We start from the raw sequence: 16,313 nt of genomic DNA on the forward strand, positions 1-16,313 counted from the left end.
TTTATTGATTATCTTTTCATCTTATAAATGAACATAACTGTAGATCGATTCGTAGCGTGATACAATAACCATTATACACTATGTTTAGCATATAACGGATAATTTTAGCGATTATGTCTAATGAATACGTCGTTTAGCTAAGGTATTATAGGGTCACAAGCTACCATTAAGTTAATCGCAAGCGAGCTGTTTGCCCATGCGGACAGGCTTATATACTTGCTCTCTATTGTAATCGGTTGCAAATAATAGCGCTTCATCGTCAAGCGGAGAGGATCAGGTGAGTGTAAATGGAAATAGGGGTACCTAAAGAGATTAAAGCTAACGAGTATAGGGTTGCCATAACACCTGCAGGTGTGCAAGAGATGATACGCAGAGGTCACCCTGTATTTATCGAAACAACAGCTGGTGAGGGATCAGGCTTTACAGATAAGGACTATAAGGATGCAGGCGCGCAGATTGTTCTTACACCTCAAGAAGCTTGGTGCCGAGAGATGGTAATGAAGGTGAAGGAGCCCTTACCTCAAGAATACAAGTTCTTCTATGAGGGATTAATCTTATTTACTTATTTACATTTAGCTGCTGATTTGGAATTAACTGAGGCTCTAGTCAAGCACAAGGTAACAGGCATTGCCTACGAAACCGTACAACTGGATAATGGTCAATTGCCTTTATTAACACCTATGAGTGAGATTGCAGGACGGATGGCATCTCAAATTGGTGCTCAATTTCTAGAGAAAACTAAGGGTGGCAAAGGAATCTTACTTGGCGGAGTACCTGGTGTGCGCCGAGGGAAGGTAGCGATTATTGGAGGAGGAATTGTCGGTACAAGTGCAGCCAAAATTGCAAGCGGTTTAGGGGCTGACGTGACGATTTTAGATACAGATTTAGCAAGACTTCGTGCATTAGAGGATCAATTCGGCAAAAGCGTGCAAACACTCGTATCGAATCCCTATCATGTAGCAGAGGCAGTAGCTGAGTCGGATCTCGTTATCGGTGCGGTGCTCATTCCTGGTGCTAAGGCACCGAAGCTAATCGATGAAGCTATGATTCGATCGATGACAAGAGGCGGAGTAGTCATTGATGTAGCGGTAGATCAAGGCGGGATTGTCGAAACAATTGATCGAATAACAACTCACGATAACCCTGTATTCGAGAAACATGGCGTATTGCATTATGCAGTTGCCAATATGCCTGGAGCAGTGCCACATACTTCTACATGGGCATTAACGAATGCGACACTTCCTTATGCCATACAGCTTGCACAGAAAGGTAAAGATCAACTGGATAGCATAAGCCATGTGCTGAAAAAAGGAATTAACACGATGGGTGGTTATGTCACTCATCAGGCTGTAGCAGAAGCGCATCAATTGGATGGCGCTCCATTAGAAACTGTTAGCTGGTCAAGGTAAGGTATAACTGGTTTCATTATGAAAGGGGAATGTACATGACAATTGGAACGATTCAGAAACTCCAAAATTTCGTGAATGGGCATTGGATTCCTGCTAGCTCAGATAAGTATGAACCCGTTTATAACCCTGCAACAGGTGAAATCATTGCTGAGGTACCTCTATCTTCTCGTGAAGACTTGGATCAAGCTGTACAAACTGCGGATGTTGCTTTCCAGTCATGGAGCAAAACACCTGTGCCTAATCGTACCCGTGTTCTGTATCGCTTCATTCACTTGTTAACCGAACATGCAGACGAATTGGCTGAAACAATTGTAAGAGAACATGGTAAGAATCTGAAAGATGCACGTGGAGAAGTTCAACGTGGAATTGAATCCGTAGAAGCGGCAACAGCAACACCAATGATGATGATGGGGCAAGCATTACCTGAAATTGCTAGTGAAATAGAGGGTACTACTTATCGTTATCCACTCGGTGTTGTAGCTGGAATTACACCTTTCAATTTCCCAATGATGGTTCCTCTGTGGATATTCCCTGTCGCGATTGCATGTGGAAATACATTCATTCTTAAGCCTTCTGAGCGTACACCATTATTAGCTCAGCGTTTAGTAGAATTAATGATGGAAGCAGGTCTGCCGAGTGGGGTGCTGAATCTCGTTCATGGGGCTAACGATGTCGTGAATGGAATTCTAGAGCATCCAGCGATTAAAGCTGTATCATTTGTTGGCTCTCAGCCAGTTGCGGAACATGTATATAAGACAGGAGCTGCTCATGGGAAGCGGGTGCAAGCATTAGCAGGCGCTAAGAACCATGCCATCGTAATGCCTGATTGTCATTTGGAGAAAACGGTACAGGGGATTATATTAGCAGCCTTCGGTAGCTCAGGCGAGCGTTGTATGGCAACTTCCGTTGTTGCAGTGGTGGAGGAAGTTGCAGATGAATTCATCGAGCTCTTGGTAAGCGAATCTGAGAAATTAGTCGTTGGTGATGGACTTGATCCGGCCACCTTCATTTCTCCACTTATTCGTGAATCCCATCGCAATAGAGTGCTTGGTCTTGTGGAGAGTGGAGAACAAGAGCAAGCCAAGCTACTATTAGATGGTCGAATAGCTATAGAGAAGCATCCCGATGGCTATTTCCTAGGAGCCACCATTTTCGATCATGTTACAAGTGATATGCGAATATGGAAGGAAGAAATATTTGCACCTGTACTGAGTATTGTCCGGATTAAAGATTTAGCTGAAGGTATTGCGTTAACCAATCAATCCAAGTTTGCTAATGGTGCCATTATCTATACATCCTCTGGGGAGCATATGCGGTATTTCCGTGAGAACATTGATGCGGGAATGATCGGAATTAATGTCAATGTACCAGCTCCAATGGCTCTATTCACTTTTGCAGGCAACAAAGATTCATTCTATGGCGATTTAGGAACGAACGGTATGGATGGTGTGTTATTCTTTACTCGTAAGAAAATGGTGACTTCTCGCTGGTTTTAACTGCGTGGATGTATCTCCTTCCGCTTGCTGTTGACATCGTGATATCTGAATAGGTAACTTCAAGTAAGGTAATTTCACAATTTCAAAGGCAAACGCTATCGCTCCTACAGGAGATACATTCCCCTTAGTATATATTTGGTAATAGGTGTGATCTAAAGCACCAATTGACCAAAATTGTAAAGCTGTGATACAGGAATAACCTTCCTGCACCACAGCTTTTTCGTTATCTAGTGATTTATGATGAAGTGAACTGTTACTAAGTGAACTAGTATCCGGTAGAAACAGCCTACTATACTGTAATAATTGACCGAATATTTTGATAAGTGCTATGATATTCATAATTAGATCAGCTGTGAAAGGGGATCTTTATGGAGTTACGGCATTTAAGGTATTTTGTAACCGTTGCTGAGGAACTACATTTTGGACGAGCAGCTGTAAGGCTGAATATTTCGCAGCCACCTCTTAGTCAACAAATTCGACAGCTCGAGGAAGAGCTTGGCTTCCCTTTGTTTTATCGCGATACACATCGTGTTGAGTTAACGGAGGCTGGAAGAGTTTATTTGGAAGAAACACGTCTTCTGCTCGCACATGTGGAACAAGCACGTGCTGCAGCTGAGAAGGCACATCAAGGAGCTAAAGGTAGACTTGTGATTGGATTTCTTGGTTCTACAACCTATAATATAGTCCCCATTCTTAGGCAATTTCGCACGCATTATCCGATGGTAGACTTGAATCTGCACCAAATGAAGACTGATCGTCAATTACAAGCCTTACACGATCGCAGTATTCATCTCGCTGTTGTTCGTAATCCAGTAGAGACTCCTATCTTAGCTTCAGATATTTACTTAATGGAGCCTTTTGTTGTTATTCTTCCCAAGGGGCATCCATTAGCAATCCAGGATCGAATACGCATGCAAGATTTATCGAATGAGAAGTTCATCTTGTCATCTGGTTACCATGGTACAACTTATCATGAAGCTGTCATCAGTCTATGCGACCAAGCGGGCTTCTCACCTCAAATAGCGCTTGAAGTACCTGAATTACATACGATTGTAGCATTTGTTTCGGAAGGAATGGGAATATCACTTGTGCCCTCATCCTTTAGGCATCAGCAGAATAATGCAATTGTCTATCGTGATTTGGAAGAAGTGAAGGCAGAGCTAAAGACAGTTTTCGTATGGCGCAGCGATGAGCAGTCCTCTGTATTACAGGAATTCTTAAAGCTGAGCCAAGAGTTTAAAGCGAGCTATCATGTGCCATGACATACAGGATTAACTGTCTTATTAAATTTGAAAGCAGGTCGTAAATAGGTGAAATATTTCACAAAAGATTGGTATAACGAATATCAAATAGCATGCTTTTTGATTTTCCCTGAAACGGAAAAAGAATGGGAAGAATATGTGGATTCGTATCAAAGGGCGGGGAAAAACTTCAATAAAAGTTGTAGGGAAAGACTAGAGTATCATAAAAATGACCTACTAAAATTTCTTCCTGAATCCTTTCACTCCTATATTCATGATGGAACGATAATCTCACAGTATCCTTCGGAAGAGCTTAGAACCATGGCTAAGCAGTGGGGAAAAGAGTATGAAAAACGAATGGATATGATCAGTAAAGAATACCATAAACACTATCTTTCGGTTAAAGGCGTACTTCGAGAGAATGTTGTTCAGTGGTACGAAAAATCACTGCATGATGCAGTTATAACTTCAATTGAAATACCTTCACAGGATACATTCATAATGACCTTAGATTGTAGGGGAGGCTTTAGTTATTTCACCGATGTGAAGTTCACATTCGAAGGCGTGAAGAAGCTCGTAATGCCTGATACCCTCGTCGGTAGCTGGTGGTTATATAATGAAATATACGTAGCTGAAGCTGGATTTGAGCTTCGTGTATTACTTAGTCCTTTATCGGAGATGCTTCTCGTTGCAGAGAATGTGTTAATTGAGGTGCTGAATTAATTATTAGATGAACCCATGCTTATCTATCTCAACAGTAGAAGGATTATCAACACGATCCATGAGCATGCAAAAGAGTTTGTCGTCTTGGATCAACAACAAACTCCTTCGTTCACTGCGACAGCTATTTAGGCAAAACTGTCTTAGCAATCGTGCCATCAAGCTTCTCATAATCATCATATCGAATCGTGTCATACAATTCCTTGCGGGTTTGCATGTTTGGAAGGGAATTAACTTGTGTCCCTGTACTGCTAATTTCGGCAAAAACTTGTTCATATGCTTTGGCAGCAACACGGATAGTTGTTACAGGATAAATGACCATATTATAGCCCCAAGATTCAAACTGATCTGCAGTATAGTAGGGTGTTCGTCCGAATTCTGTCATGTTGGCAAGCAGAGGCACATCGACAGCACTTCGAAATGCTTTGAACTCGTCTTCATTCTCCAGTGCTTCTGGAAATATACCATCCGCACCAGCTGCAATATACAACTTAGCTCTTGCGATAGCTGAATCGATTCCCTCCACATCCTTGGCATCTGTGCGAGCAATGACGATGAGTGAAGGACTTGTTTCCTTAATCGCTCGGATTTTCTGCATCATTTCTTCAGCAGGAATCAGCTTCTTGCCGTTCAAATGACCGCATTTCTTCGGCATGTCTTGATCCTCGATCTGCACAGCGGCGACACCAGCCTCTACCATTTCTTTGGCTGTCCGTGCAACGTTAAGTACGCCTCCGAATCCTGTATCGATATCCACTAGTAGTGGAAGTCCAGAAACGCGAACAAGCTCGCGTGCGCGTTCTGCTACCTCATTGGAATAGATGAGACCTAGATCAGGCAACCCACGGCTTGCTGTATAGGCAGCTCCAGATAGATAAAGCGCTCCGAACTCAAATTGTTTTGCAATTCTTGCAGCTAATCCATCGTGAGCACCCGGAATTTTTAAGATGGACCCGCTTGTTATAAGTTGTTTGAATTGAGCAGCTAATTGTCTTTGATCAGGTGTTTGTTCTACTAACCAGGACATGTTGATTCCTCCTATAAAGCTATCTTCATTAGTAATTGCGCTTATTAACTATGCTTAGATTACGTACAAGCTCATATACTCATTGACTGGTGTATTTGCAAATTTAGTGAAATCAGTAGAAAGCTCAAGGATTTGATTCGCTTTCTTTCTTGGGAATCTTGTTAATAGATTAGACTCGAACTTCTCAATAACCTTAGGTAAACCCTCTGTACGACGGCGACGATGGCCAATCGGATATTCGCATTCAACCTTCGCTGAATCAGTTCCATCATTGAAATGAATTTGAATGGCGTTAGCTATTGAACGTTTGTTGGGATCAAGATAATCCTGACTATAACGAATGTCTTCAACTACGATCATTTTGTCTCTCAGCTTGTCAACACGAGGATCAAGTGCAGTTTCTTGCTCGTAATGCTCCGCTTTTAGTTCACCGAATAGGAGACCAACTGCTACCATGTATTGCAGACAATGATCGCGATCAGCAGGATTATGAAGCGGACCCTTCTTATCTATAATACGAATAGCTGATTCATGTGTAGTGAGTGTTATATGGCTGATATCGTCCAATCGATCTCTAACAATAGGTGAGAGTTCGAAGGCACATTCGACTGCGGTCTGCGCATGGAACTCAGCAGGGAACGATATTTTGATCAAGACATTCTCCATGACGTAGGAATCGAGCTGACGGGCTAACGTTAGTTCTTTGCCTTTGAACAGCACATCTTGAAAGCCCCAGTTCTTCGCAGATAGTGCAGTTGCATATCCCATTTCGCCATTAACCGCCATAAGCGCTAAGCGAACAGCTCGGCTTGTAGCATCTCCAGCCGCCCAAGATTTACGCGATCCTGTATTTGGTGCATGTCTGTAAGTTCTTAATGCCCCGCCATCAAGCCATGCATTGGAGAGGGCGTTGACAACTTCCTCAAGTCCACCACCTAACATGGCAGTTATGACTGCAGTTGAAGCAATTTTGACCAGAAGAACATGATCTAATCCGACTCGATTTAAGCTATTTTCTAGTGCAAGTACACCTTGAATTTCATGCGCCTTGACCGCAGCGGTTAGAACGTCTTTCATCAGTAATGGAGCTTTGCCGACTGCTATATTGCAGCGACTTATATAGTCGGCTACTGCCAAGATGCCTCCCAGATTATCTGAAGGATGCCCCCATTCAGCAGCTAGCCATGTGTCGTTATAATCAAGCCAACGAATGATACAACCGATATTGAATGCGCCATGTACAGGGTCAAGCTCGAATTGTGTACCCGGTACTCGGCAGCCATTCGCAACAGTAATTCCAGGTACGATCGGTCCTAAGTGCTTCGTGCAATCTGGGAAGCGTAGAGCTAAGATTCCAGTTCCAAGTGAGTCCATTACGATATATTGAGCTATTTTGTAAGCTTCTTCGCTTTGAATTTCATGCTGAAGTGCGTATTCTGCTAGTTGAATAAGTAAGGTATCAGCTCCAGAAGCTATTGTTCCTTTATTCTCGATTATAGAGGTGCTCATTCTTAAAACCACTCCTGTTATTTGAATTATCAGATATTATATTTGAGATTAAACCTGTAATCCGCGAGGACCATTGTAAAGAACACGGGGACGGAATAGACGATTGTTCTCATGCTGCTCGATTACATGGGCACATACACCAACTGTTCGAGCGGCTAGAAAAACAGGAGTAAACAAATCTATGGGAATACCTAATAAGTAGTAGACAGGTGCGGCATAGTAATCCAAATTCGGGTACAAGCCTTTCTCGCGTTTCATGACCTCTTCTCCAATAACGCACATATGATATAGACTCATTTGATCCTTGGAGGCAGCGAGTGGAGCAAGTGCTTCTTTCATTAGCATGGCGCGTGGGTCAGGTTTATTCATATAGACACGATGACCAAAGCCCATAATTCTTTCTTTGCGAGCTAGCTTACCGAGAATTAGTGGTTCAATCTCGTCTTCTGACTGTACCTCAAGCAGCATACGCATAACAGCTTCATTCGCGCCGCCATGAAGTGTACCTTTGAGTGATGCCACAGCACCTGTCAGAGCACCGAATAAATCTGCTTGTGTTGAAGCGATGACCCGTGCAGCGAAGGTCGAATTCGGCATTTCATGCTCACTATAGACAATAAGTGACTGATCAAATACTCGTTCTTCAATGTCTGTTGGCACCTGACCCGTAATCATATACAGAAAGTTAGCGCTGTATGAAAGATGGCTACGTGGGTTAATTGGCTCCAAATTCATATTTGCACGGTAGCTATTAGCAACAATTTGTGGTACCTTGGCGAGCAAGCGAATTGCTTTGCGACGATTAGCAGCCCTTGTCCGATCCTCTAAATCTTCATCATAGCCAGCAAGTGCTGAAATACCTGTTCTAAGCGCATCCATCAAATGAGATTTTTTGGACAGCAGCTGTAGAATAGAAATAACCTCATCGGGCACGCCATAATTCGCTTTTAAATCTTGCTCGAGTCCATCTCGTTGTTCTTCAGAAGGTAGATAACCATCAAGCATTAATCCAATAATATCTAGATAGGTTACTGACTTAGCTAATTTGATAAGATCATAGCCTCTTAGCACAATTTCTTCATTCTCGACATCTAGATAAGAGATATTCGTCTCACTTGCGATAACGTTTTCAAGACCAGGTTGAAATTGTCCGCTCATCGACTTCGCGCTCCCTTGATAAGGTATTTAATTGAATAGCTTAAGTATAGTTATGAGGGGATCATGTCGTCTAATATCTATTGCGACCTTAATGAGAGGTTTTAAAGAATACAAATTCATTGGAGTCATTCTCTTACAAAAAAAGCGACAGTTCTAGAGATTCTAATTAGAAAACTCATGAAATGCCGCTAAATTTATGAAAATATACATGATCGTAAGGACAATCCGTCCGCGTAGCGGTCATCAATCAACACGAGAATTTTAGAATTAATGCATACCTACTTCAATATCTTTGGCTCTAATAGTTGACCAGTCTGATTTATAGAAGCGGTACATGAAGGATAATCCAATGACTGTTAAATAAGTGTACAGAGCAATCCAAGCACCAATACTGCCCATATCAAACACAAAAATAAGCACATAAGCTAATGGTACAAAAACGCACCAATTGATAATGAGCGACATCCGAAGCAAGAAGGTGGTTTCCCCAAGTCCGCGTAATGCGCCTGCATAGAAGTTAAGAAAGCCATCGAATATTTGCAAATAAGCGGATATCATAATTAATTGAGCAGCTGTTTCGTAAACGTACGGATCTGTGCTGTTATAAATCATAGCAATTTGTTTAGCAAAAATAATCTCTGCTGTACCAAGTAGGATGAGAAATATCGAGCCTAGGACGGCTACGTCAGTAGCAGCTCTTCGAGCTTTGAGAGGCTGCCCTCGCCCAATTTCTTGGCCAACTAGAATCGTCGCTGTTGTACCAAAGGCGAATGCAGGCATAAAGCCGAAAGACATTACATTAAGAGCTACTTCGTTTGCAGCAAGCGCTTCTGTCCCTAATCTAGCTACGAATATGGTAAAAATGAACATGGCAAAACTCATCGAGAATTCTTGCATGCCAAGTTTAAAGCTTTCGACAACGATTAATTTCATCTCACGCAGTCGAATTACAACCTTGACGAGCGTTTGGAATTTATTTTTGAATCGGATAAAAAATACATACAATGCGAGAATGAATCCGATAAACTCACCAATTAATATCGCATAGGCGCTACCATTAAGACCAAGCTCAGGAAATCCTAATCGACCGTATGTCAGAGAATAAGCGAAGAAAAGTATCGCGACATTACTAATAATCGATAAAATCATGGATGTACGGGTATCCCCAACTCCACGAAGAAATCCATGAAACATGAAGCTAATGATACCAAAGGAAAGTGCATAGAATCGAATTTGTAAATAATGTTCACCAGCTACGACTAGCTCTGATGATCCACCGGTCCAGCCTAAAATATTTCCTGCAAAGAAGAAGCCAACTATGAATAATAGTATCGCGACGAATATACTTAGGTATAGCGCTAAATAAGTTCGCCTAATACTAGACTTAATATCATTTGCTCCATAATCCTGTGCAACCAAATAGTTCACCGTATGACTGATGCCTGAGAAAATCGCAAATCCATTGTACATAATAATATTAGCAACACCGACGATTGCAATATTTAATGCACCAAGATGTCCTACTAAGATGAGGTTTACTGTACCGATCGCAGTCTGCGCAAAAAAAGACATAAACGAAGGTAATGCTAATACAAGAACGTTTTTCCAATTACTAAACATGTTATGAACTCCTAGATTAGATTAAAATGCATTGTTTCATTATAATGATATAAACTGATTATACACAATTAACCAGTAAAGGAGTTTTTTAATATGAGTATTTATCAATTTACCGCTACGACAAATAAAGGTGTTCAGCAATCACTGAGTGAATATGAAGGCAAGGTTTTACTAATCGTGAATACAGCTAGCAACTGTGGATTTACGCCACAATATAAAGGACTTCAAGAGATCTATGATACATATAAGGATCAAGGCTTCGAGGTGCTAGGGTTCCCGTGCAATCAATTTGGCAATCAAGAACCAGGAACAAGCGAAGAAATTCAAAGCTTCTGTGAGATCAATTATGGAGTAGCCTTTCCTATATTTGAAAAGATCGATGTCAAAGGTGCTAACATCCATCCTTTATTTCAATATCTTACGAAAGAAGCATCGGGATTTATGACGGATTCAATCAAGTGGAATTTCACTAAATTCCTTGTAGATCGTAGTGGTAACGTAATTGATAGATATGCGCCGACTACTTCACCAGCGAGTATCGAGGAAGAGATTAAGAAGCTATTAGGGTAAGTTTGGGGTTAGAATGCAGCGGCATACAGGATGCCGCTATTTTTGATGGCAGTTTATATAGCGCTGATCATAATGGTTGGCATTGGGTTTATCTATACAAGTATTCTTTATAAGAATACCTTGACGAAATTTAGAAAAACAATCTCGAGGAGTTCTTGAATATGTTAAGTCATAAGCAAAGCAGGAGGTTCCGTTGTAGCGTCGTTTGCTTCCGGAATTAATATAAAAAGAGAAGTCTGTAAAATTACGGACTTCTCTTTTTATCCATATGCAATTTAGGGGTTTGTGTAGCAATGGAACCAAATTATACCACAAGTATTAGTGGACATTAGGAATCTAGATAAATGATTTAGTTTGGAGTAGAATCCAACTAATTGCTACTAAAAATACCGTAGCTACTACATTAATTACAAGGGCAACAATATTTAAAAAGTCAGTTGTCGGACAAAATACAATAATCAATGATGTTACTGCGACTAATAATGGAATTACCTTATTTGTGTTTGTGACTAGTTGTTGCTTGTGAAAATGTCTTAGTATGAAATAAATACCTATTAAGATAGGTGCAGTAAGGAATACTCCCAAATATCCCCATGCATCTTCAATAAACCAAGGGAAAAAGCGCATACGTGAAGTAAAGATAAAAAGATTTAGTATGATAGTTCCTATTAATAGGCTATTTAATATAATGACTTTCTTGTTTTTCTCCATTTTAATTACTCCTTTAAAATTAAATTACTCATTAGTTAATTCGTGAAAACGATTCATGACATCTTCCTCTTCAAACGTGCTATACCAACGATACTCACTATCATCTAAAATACGAAAATGCTGACTAATCATATTTTGTTGTACTCGAAACTTTCCTTTTTTCGCAATCTCATTCCAAAACATTTTTCCACCTAATGTTTTTACTTTTGGAGTATTCATACCATCGTGAGCTAGTGTTTCAATTACTTCAAAAGGTTCTTCTCCTAAAATATGTTTTAAGATTTGACTATCCTTAAATAAAGCACAAACTACGACTGCATTCGTCCAACCAATGGATGTTCTTTCTTTTTCAACTTGAACCAGTGTCTTTTTAGAAATCCCTAGAACAGTAGCCATTTTTTCTTGAGAATATCCCCTGTCAAGACGAATCAGTCGAACATTCTTAGAAATCAAATCAATTACAGTTTCTTTATTCAATTAACATCACCTTCATGGGTTAGTGTTCATTTCTACTAATAGTGTAATATTACACTATTAGTTACCTTTTGTAAAGGGTAGGCATATTGGGGAAAACTACGCACATTATCCGGTTTCGGCATAATGCTGGTCGGGGATTCGAGTCCCACCGGGCTATACAGTTAAAGAAAATCCCTACTAGCTTTAGCTAATAGGGATTCTTGGTTTGTATTTATGAATGCAATTTAGTTTCTTATTTATATTCAGGTAACCAATCACCATGAGCAGCGATTAAATCATCACACATAGCTACAATGTCATCCATGGATAATTCTGCAGAAGTATGAGGGTCTAGCATAGCAGCGTGGTAGATATGTTCTTTCTTCTTTGTTATCGCAGCTTCAATTGTTAACAGCTGAGTATTGATGTTCGTGCGATTTAAGGCTGCAAGCTGTGGTGGAAGATCGCCTACATAGGTAGGTGTAACACCACTTTTGTCTACTAGACAAGGCACTTCTACACAGGCTTCTTTTGGAAGATTGGTAATTAATCCTGTATTCATCACATTGCCACCGATTTTATAAGGAGTGTCTGTCTCCATTGCTTCTATAATATAGGATGCATACTCACGAGAGCGGAAATGGTTGAGCTCGGAATTCTGAACAAGCTCATCTCTCATGAAATTCCACGCTTCAATCTGTTCAATACAGCGACGGGGGTACTCATCTAATGGAATATTGAATCTTTCGATGAGTTCAGGGTAATTCTTTTTGATGAAATAAGGATGGTATTCTGCATTATGCTCAGAGGATTCGGTAATGTAGTAACCGAATTTAAGCATCATTTCGAGACGAACCATATCGTCATGCTTTTCTTTTTGTTTCTCCACTGCCCGGCGTTTAATTTCAGGATAAAGATCTAAGCCATTTTTCTTGACTTCGAGTAACCAAGCCATATGATTAATTCCTGCTATTTTCCACTGTACACCTTCGGAGTCCATCCCTAATTCACCGAGTAGATGAGGCACACACACCTGGACACTATGACATAAGCCAACTGTGTTAACCCCACCGTATGTATTCATCACATTCGTAAGCACAGCCATCGGATTGGTATAGTTCATGAACAGAGCATCAGGGCAAACCTCACGAATGTCTGCTGCGAAGTCAAGCATAACAGGGATTGTTCTCAAATTTCTGAATACACCACCAATACCTACGGTATCAGCGATCGTTTGGCGAAGACCATATTTCTTCGGAATCCCAAAATCTGTAATTGTACATGGATCATAGCCACCAACTTGAATGGCATTAATAACGAACTTGGCTCCTCTTAGTGCCTCTTTACGATCTGAGAATGCCTGGATTGTACAATTGCTGTTTAATGTACGTTTGATATTATTCAACATTTTTTCAGAGTCTTGTAGGCGTTCGGGATTAATATCGAATAGAGCAATTTCAAAGCCATTGAGAGCTGGTGTTGCCATAATATCCCCTAACACATTCTTGGCAAAAACAGTGCTACCTGCCCCTAGAAAAGTAACTTTTGGCATATTTCATGACCTCCACGTATGATTGTTTTGTGATCCGGATTACCTTAACTATACCGTTTAAGAGTTCCTTAAGTATATGGAGGGAAACGATGAGTATATGGACGATTGTAGTTTTACCTTGCTTGCTAGGGTGAGATCATGCTAATCTGTCAGAAAATAGTGAATGCATACGAATCTGCTTTTCTCTGGAAAGCTAATAGGAGGTTAGATCATGATAGATGCTTATTATGAGGTAGCAATTAACCCAAGTCCCTCCAAAGGGGAGTATGTCTTATTGTTCAGCGGTGAATCTCAAACCGAAGTCAGTCATCTGGTTGGTCCTTCTGTACTTGATTATCATTTAATTCATGTCGTGATAGGCGGTAAAGGAAGCTTTCGTATTCACGGTCATCAATATGAGCTTAAGGCAGGGGATAGCTTTGTTATTTTTCCTGGTGAGCTATTTACTTATGAAGCAAATTCGGTAGATCCTTGGCAATATCGCTGGATAGCTCTTAAAGGGAATCTAGTGGATATAGCTTTCAGTCAGATGGGAGTTTCGGCTAATCAACCAATCATAAGTAGTACAGACAATCGAGTAATTCCAACATTATTCCATCAAATAAAGCAAACGCTTCAAGCTGGGAGTAACCATTGTGATATGCAGGCGAATGGTTATTTCAGATTGCTATTAGCGGAGTATATGCAGCATACGGATACGAATTTAACAGTTGAGAAAGAACCACAATCGGATATTGAACATCAAATTGAGTTAGGAATTCGTTTTTTGACGCTACAATATACACAGCCTATTTCAATCGAGCAATTGGCTCACACAGTGGGTTATCATCGAACCTATTATTCCAAAATGTTTAAGCAGCACACAGGCTTATCGCCTGTGAATTTCTTGTTGAAGATTCGTATGGAGCGAGCGAAGCTATTATTAAGCAGTCGTCTGACAATCGAACAGATCTCTTCATCAGTTGGTTTTACAGATCCATTATACTTTTCGAAGCAATATAAGAAGTGGTATGGTGTAAGTCCAAGTGAGTCTCGCAGCACTATGAGAGGAAATAAAGGATATAATTGTAAGAATGGATGAAATTACTAAGCAGAAAACGGATAAAAAGTGAAAAAAGTTACATACGATAAACAAGTTGCAGTGCATAGTTACTCAGGGAAGTATTTTGGAATAAGCCTGTTTGTAACATGAAAGGAGCTGCAACATGTCTGTCATAATCTCAAATGAAGAAATAGCAAAAGATATTTATCTTATGGTTGTTAAAGGCAAATATCAAGGTGTGATGGGCCAGTTCTATATGCTCCGTGCATGGGACCGCTATCCGATTCTTTCACGACCTATTAGTATTTATAACATTGATAATGAAACAATTCAGTTTGTATATAAAGTGTTTGGGGAAGGTACAGCCAATTTCTCCAAGCTGAAGTCTGGAGATTCGATTGGACTAGAAGGTCCATTCGGTAACGGATTTCCAAAGCCAGAAGGTAGGGTAGCTATGATTGGTGGAGGGATTGGTATAGCTCCACTCTATTATGCTGCAAGGCAATTACCAGGATCAGATCTTTTTCTAGGTTTTAGTCAAGAGGCCTTTCTAGTAGATGAGTTTACTCAGGTTGCTAATCAAGTGGTTACGAATGTTGGACGAGGGATTGTCGATTATTTGGACTTTGAGAAGTACGATACGATATTTGTATGTGGTCCTCATGGCATGATGCATGCAGTTGCTGATAAAGTTAAGAATTCCAAGACCAAAGTATACGTTTCGCTTGAGAAGCGAATGGCATGTGGGGTTGGAGCCTGTCTTGTCTGCAGCGTGATTTGTAACGGTGGAAACAAGAGAGCATGTGTTGAAGGCCCCGTATTTCTAGCACAGGAGGTAAACTTTGATGCAGAGAATGGCTTGTAATATTGCTGGCGTTTCTTTTAAGAATCCGATCGTTATGGCATCAGGTACATTTGGTTTTGGTAAAGAATATGCCAAAATTTACGATATTAATAAGCTTGGTGGTATTTCAGGCAAAGGCTTAACCTTAAATCCGAAAGCGGGTAATCGCGGTATACGTGTCTGGGAAACGCCATCCGGGATGATGAACAGTGTGGGGCTTGAGAATCCAGGGATTGAGGCATTTTTGAAGGAAGAGATGCCATTCTGGGAAACAATTGAACCTGCTAAGCTAGCGAATCTAGGTGGAGGATCCATTGAAGATTATGTGCAAGGTGCTGTGTTAATTACAGAGGATACGCATAAGCGTAGAGAGCAAGGTCTGCATGGAGTAGATATGATTGAGCTGAATATATCTTGTCCGAATGTCAAACAGGGTGGCATTGCTTATGGTATTCAGACCGAAACAGCCAGAGAAGTCGTTAGGGAAGTTCGTCAGGCGACATCTCTCCCTTTATCAGTTAAGCTATCACCCAATGCAGAGAATATTGTAGCAATGGCTGTCATGTGTGAAGAGGAAGGTGCAGAAGCAGTTTCACTCGTGAATACATTCTCAGCGATGAAGATTGATATTAAGCGAAGGAAAAGTGTGTTCGATAATGGTTATGCAGGATTATCTGGCCCAGCAATCAAGCCGATTGCACTTCGAATGGTCCATCAAGTTGCTCAGCATGTTGATATTCCAATTATGGGCATGGGCGGAATTGCAAGCAGCGACGATGTGATTGAATTTATTATGGCTGGTGCAACCGTTGTTCAGATTGGAACCTATAATTTCATGAACCTTCGTGCTGGTGAAGAGATTATGGATGGGCTTAAGGCTTTTATGGATCAAGAGAACATCAGTAGCTTAGATGAAATTCGAGGGATCATATAGATCAAACAGCAGTGACAACTTGTT

16 protein-coding genes are annotated in these 16,313 nt (G+C 40.7%); 8 read left to right on the forward strand and 8 right to left on the reverse strand.

Going from position 1 to position 16,313, the window contains the following annotated elements; translation table 11 throughout:
- Positions 1-287 precede the first annotated feature (287 nt).
- Positions 288-1,409 (forward strand): alanine dehydrogenase, encoded by a 1,122-nt coding sequence (gene ald / locus AC1DOK_RS08385; RefSeq protein WP_477553803.1) that lies wholly within the window; start codon positions 288-290, stop codon positions 1,407-1,409.
- 35 nt (positions 1,410-1,444) lie between these two features.
- Positions 1,445-2,905, forward strand: a complete 1,461-nt coding sequence (locus tag AC1DOK_RS08390; RefSeq protein WP_477553804.1) for a CoA-acylating methylmalonate-semialdehyde dehydrogenase — start codon at positions 1,445-1,447, stop codon at positions 2,903-2,905.
- Here the strand turns inward: AC1DOK_RS08390 and AC1DOK_RS08395 are convergent.
- Entirely contained in the window at positions 2,861-3,244 is a 384-nt protein-coding gene (locus AC1DOK_RS08395; protein ID WP_477553805.1) for a hypothetical protein, read from the reverse strand. The genes AC1DOK_RS08390 and AC1DOK_RS08395 overlap by 45 nt on opposite strands.
- Positions 3,245-3,273: 29 nt before the next feature.
- On the opposite strand from AC1DOK_RS08395, the gene AC1DOK_RS08400 reads away from it, so the two are divergent.
- On the forward strand, positions 3,274-4,167 hold the full coding sequence (locus tag AC1DOK_RS08400) for a LysR substrate-binding domain-containing protein (protein ID WP_477553806.1): 894 nt from the start codon (positions 3,274-3,276) through the stop codon (positions 4,165-4,167).
- A gap of 48 nt (positions 4,168-4,215) precedes the next feature.
- The gene (locus tag AC1DOK_RS08405; RefSeq protein WP_477553807.1) at positions 4,216-4,869 is read left to right on the forward strand and encodes a DUF4085 family protein; all 654 of its coding nucleotides are present in this window, start codon (positions 4,216-4,218) and stop codon (positions 4,867-4,869) included.
- A gap of 121 nt (positions 4,870-4,990) precedes the next feature.
- Here AC1DOK_RS08405 and prpB read toward each other — a convergent pair whose 3' ends face one another.
- The 4 genes from prpB to AC1DOK_RS08425 all read right to left on the reverse strand — a co-directional run bounded on the left by prpB (position 4,991) and on the right by AC1DOK_RS08425 (position 10,180).
- Entirely contained in the window at positions 4,991-5,893 is a 903-nt protein-coding gene (gene prpB / locus AC1DOK_RS08410; protein WP_477553808.1) for a methylisocitrate lyase, read from the reverse strand.
- A 54-nt stretch (positions 5,894-5,947) separates the two neighbouring features.
- Positions 5,948-7,402 (reverse strand): bifunctional 2-methylcitrate dehydratase/aconitate hydratase, encoded by a 1,455-nt coding sequence (locus tag AC1DOK_RS08415; RefSeq protein ID WP_477553809.1) that lies wholly within the window; start codon positions 7,400-7,402, stop codon positions 5,948-5,950.
- Between the two features lie 48 nt (positions 7,403-7,450).
- Positions 7,451-8,560, reverse strand: a complete 1,110-nt coding sequence (gene mmgD / locus AC1DOK_RS08420) for a citrate synthase (protein ID WP_477553810.1) — start codon at positions 8,558-8,560, stop codon at positions 7,451-7,453.
- Between the two features lie 267 nt (positions 8,561-8,827).
- Entirely contained in the window at positions 8,828-10,180 is a 1,353-nt protein-coding gene (locus AC1DOK_RS08425; protein ID WP_477553811.1) for an MATE family efflux transporter, read from the reverse strand.
- Positions 10,181-10,273: 93 nt separating this feature from the next.
- Between AC1DOK_RS08425 and AC1DOK_RS08430 the strand changes: the two genes are divergently transcribed.
- Positions 10,274-10,750, forward strand: coding sequence for a glutathione peroxidase (locus AC1DOK_RS08430; RefSeq protein ID WP_477553812.1), 477 nt, complete (start codon positions 10,274-10,276; stop codon positions 10,748-10,750).
- A 336-nt stretch (positions 10,751-11,086) separates the two neighbouring features.
- On the opposite strand, the gene AC1DOK_RS08435 is transcribed toward AC1DOK_RS08430, so the two are convergent.
- The 3 genes from AC1DOK_RS08435 to melA all read right to left on the reverse strand — a co-directional run bounded on the left by AC1DOK_RS08435 (position 11,087) and on the right by melA (position 13,469).
- The gene (locus tag AC1DOK_RS08435) at positions 11,087-11,461 is read right to left on the reverse strand and encodes a hypothetical protein (RefSeq protein ID WP_477553813.1); all 375 of its coding nucleotides are present in this window, start codon (positions 11,459-11,461) and stop codon (positions 11,087-11,089) included.
- A gap of 24 nt (positions 11,462-11,485) precedes the next feature.
- The gene (locus AC1DOK_RS08440) at positions 11,486-11,938 is read right to left on the reverse strand and encodes a helix-turn-helix transcriptional regulator (RefSeq protein ID WP_477553814.1); all 453 of its coding nucleotides are present in this window, start codon (positions 11,936-11,938) and stop codon (positions 11,486-11,488) included.
- Positions 11,939-12,170: 232 nt separating this feature from the next.
- On the reverse strand, positions 12,171-13,469 hold the full coding sequence (gene melA, locus AC1DOK_RS08445; RefSeq protein ID WP_477553815.1) for an alpha-galactosidase: 1,299 nt from the start codon (positions 13,467-13,469) through the stop codon (positions 12,171-12,173).
- Between the two features lie 211 nt (positions 13,470-13,680).
- Here melA and AC1DOK_RS08450 point away from each other — a divergent pair, with 211 nt between their 5' ends.
- From AC1DOK_RS08450 to AC1DOK_RS08460, 3 genes are all read left to right on the forward strand, one after another.
- Positions 13,681-14,550, forward strand: coding sequence for an AraC family transcriptional regulator (locus AC1DOK_RS08450; protein ID WP_477553816.1), 870 nt, complete (start codon positions 13,681-13,683; stop codon positions 14,548-14,550).
- A 124-nt stretch (positions 14,551-14,674) separates the two neighbouring features.
- Positions 14,675-15,376: a dihydroorotate dehydrogenase electron transfer subunit gene (locus tag AC1DOK_RS08455; protein WP_477553817.1), complete on the forward strand. Its 702-nt coding sequence runs from the start codon at positions 14,675-14,677 to the stop codon at positions 15,374-15,376.
- Positions 15,357-16,289 (forward strand): dihydroorotate dehydrogenase, encoded by a 933-nt coding sequence (locus tag AC1DOK_RS08460; protein WP_477553818.1) that lies wholly within the window; start codon positions 15,357-15,359, stop codon positions 16,287-16,289. The genes AC1DOK_RS08455 and AC1DOK_RS08460 overlap by 20 nt, the downstream gene beginning before the upstream one ends.
- Positions 16,290-16,313: the final 24 nt, after the last annotated feature.

The sequence above is a fragment of the Paenibacillus sp. P5_B5 genome, assembly GCF_056400365.1.

Coding starts and splice junctions, on each gene's coding strand:
- AC1DOK_RS08455 (WP_477553817.1), top strand. CDS start 14,675: ATGTCTGTCATAATCTCAAATGAAGAAATAGCAAAAGATATTTATCTT.
- AC1DOK_RS08415 (WP_477553809.1), bottom strand. CDS start 7,402: ATGAGCACCTCTATAATCGAGAATAAAGGAACAATAGCTTCTGGAGCT.
- AC1DOK_RS08395 (WP_477553805.1), bottom strand. CDS start 3,244: ATGAATATCATAGCACTTATCAAAATATTCGGTCAATTATTACAGTAT.
- AC1DOK_RS08450 (WP_477553816.1), top strand. CDS start 13,681: ATGATAGATGCTTATTATGAGGTAGCAATTAACCCAAGTCCCTCCAAA.
- prpB (WP_477553808.1), bottom strand. CDS start 5,893: ATGTCCTGGTTAGTAGAACAAACACCTGATCAAAGACAATTAGCTGCT.
- AC1DOK_RS08435 (WP_477553813.1), bottom strand. CDS start 11,461: ATGGAGAAAAACAAGAAAGTCATTATATTAAATAGCCTATTAATAGGA.
- AC1DOK_RS08425 (WP_477553811.1), bottom strand. CDS start 10,180: ATGTTTAGTAATTGGAAAAACGTTCTTGTATTAGCATTACCTTCGTTT.
- AC1DOK_RS08400 (WP_477553806.1), top strand. CDS start 3,274: ATGGAGTTACGGCATTTAAGGTATTTTGTAACCGTTGCTGAGGAACTA.
- AC1DOK_RS08460 (WP_477553818.1), top strand. CDS start 15,357: ATGCAGAGAATGGCTTGTAATATTGCTGGCGTTTCTTTTAAGAATCCG.
- ald (WP_477553803.1), top strand. CDS start 288: ATGGAAATAGGGGTACCTAAAGAGATTAAAGCTAACGAGTATAGGGTT.
- AC1DOK_RS08430 (WP_477553812.1), top strand. CDS start 10,274: ATGAGTATTTATCAATTTACCGCTACGACAAATAAAGGTGTTCAGCAA.
- mmgD (WP_477553810.1), bottom strand. CDS start 8,560: ATGAGCGGACAATTTCAACCTGGTCTTGAAAACGTTATCGCAAGTGAG.
- AC1DOK_RS08390 (WP_477553804.1), top strand. CDS start 1,445: ATGACAATTGGAACGATTCAGAAACTCCAAAATTTCGTGAATGGGCAT.
- melA (WP_477553815.1), bottom strand. CDS start 13,469: ATGCCAAAAGTTACTTTTCTAGGGGCAGGTAGCACTGTTTTTGCCAAG.